The organism is Brevibacillus nigriterrae, from assembly GCF_049846925.1.
GTDB lineage: Bacteria > Bacillota > Bacilli > Brevibacillales > Brevibacillaceae > Brevibacillus_H.
In genome coordinates this window covers 1-1931 of the sequence record NZ_JBNCMT010000071.1, presented here as the reverse complement: position 1 = coordinate 1931, position 1931 = coordinate 1, and the positions used below count along the sequence as shown (strand labels likewise).

Annotated in this window: 1 protein-coding gene and 1 rRNA gene; both read left to right on the top strand. The window is 29.5% G+C overall.

All coding sequences use genetic code 11. The annotated features are described in order from the left end of the window. Positions 1-96: ribosomal RNA gene (locus ACPW7N_RS26460) — 23S ribosomal RNA — on the top strand; the annotation flags it as partial. Between the two features lie 405 nt (positions 97-501). Beyond that, on the top strand, positions 502-1848 hold the full coding sequence (locus ACPW7N_RS26455) for a patatin-like phospholipase family protein (protein WP_425654863.1): 1347 nt from the start codon (positions 502-504) through the stop codon (positions 1846-1848). The last annotated feature ends 83 nt before the right edge of the window (positions 1849-1931 follow it).

Sequence of the window (1931 nt, the reverse complement as noted above, 5' to 3'; positions counted from 1 at the left end):
TAAGACCCCTTATAGACGATAAGGTTGATAGGTTCGGTGTGGAAGTGCGGTAACGCATGGAGCTGACGAATACTAATCGGTCGAGGACTTATCCACGTAATTTTCATTAGCTATATTACTTGCGTATCTAGTTTTCAAAGAACAAACAAAAGCTCATGAATCTATCTTTCGAGATAGTATCATGAGCTTTTTGTTTGTAAAAAATTTTAGGTTTGAAAGTAAAAATAAAAAAACAACGTATATTTCCTCGGCAAGAGCATTAATAGACAATTAGCGACACAACATACAATTTGTTGTATTGTGGGACTTTTATTAGCTTCGAACTGTTTTTTACAATCTCTACTTCCGATAATCATCATTATAAGAACTAGTTGTATCAATGTAAGATCAACTATAAAATGAATTACAATATACTAATCAAATAAAGAACCATTACCATAATTAATGATAAATTTATGAAATCATTCAAAATAGGAAAAATTACTTTTTGGAGTGAAAACATTGAATAATAAATTAATAGGAATAGCTTTATCCGGTGGGGGATTTAGAGCATCGTTTTTTCATATTGGAGTATTAACTCAAATGGCAAGGCAGGGTATTCTAAAATATGTTGATGTTATTTCTACAGTGTCAGGTGGATCTATTATTGGTGCGTTTTACTATCTAAAATTGAAAAAAAAAATAGAAGATTCGTCAGATGTCCTATCCGACGAAGATTACATTCTATTAGTAAAAGAGATTGAGGAAGAGTTTTATAATTGTGTTAAAAAAAATATAAGAAAGCAAATTTACTTTTCCTGGGATTTAAATTTTAACTTTTCATCAAAACTTACTAAAAGGTTGAATGAAGATTTTTATTATCCATTACTCCTTGAAAAAAATATAAATATAAGTGCTTTAAAAATAAATCCTACAAAAAGTAATAACAAAGTACCTAAATTGATTATTAACGCATCTTGTTTGAATGATGGTAAGATAATGAAATTTATTATTAGTGATAAAGATGAAGAGCTAATCATTGACACGAACATTGGTGAGGCGGTTGCTGCATCTGCTTGTGTCCCGGGGTTATTTAATCCAGTTACTATTAACACGGGAACAAGAACAATTTCCTTGGTTGATGGTGGGGTTCTTGATAACTTAGGTATTGAATCTCTTATCGAAGAGAATTGTACTGAATATATGATTAGTGATGGATCCGGATACTTTTGGAATGATAGTAATCCTTCTAGCCTACTACACAAAGTTATTAATAGAACACAAGATGTTTTTATGAATAATAACTATCTTAACTCTTTATCGAAAATATCTACAACTAATTATTATCATGTATACCTTAGATTAAATTTAACTAGTACAGAGCAATTTCTCCCAAGTTTTTATAAATTTGATTTTGAACAAACGGAAAGCACTATTAATAATAACATTAATAACGAAGTGCAGCATTTATTATCTGAAATAAGAACAGACTTAGATTGTTTTTCAGAAATTGAAGCCCGCTCATTAATGTTGTCTGGATTCTTACTGAGTAATGAATTAATTCAAAAATCTAGTTTATCAAAAAGGGTAACTTGTTTTGATCATTATGAACATGAATTTTCCTTTATGTCGCTTAAAGAAGACATTAAGAATCCAAATGATAATTATCTTAGAAAGCTTTATATTGGTGGTTTTCGCTTTTTTAAAATTTCACTATTGTTGTTTACATACATTTTTAAGTTCATTAGATTATTTATTCTATTAACACAAGAATTTATTGAGATGATTAAGTACGTAAGTAGTATTAATTTCAAAGCCAAAAGAAATAGTTATTTTATTCTTTTTGTGTCCTTCTTTTGTGAATGCTAATCTAATTCTTGACCACCTTGTGGTATAACGCTCATAAAAAAGTTGACCACCTGAGCACCTCTTTCCTGTATCTTGGAGTTGTC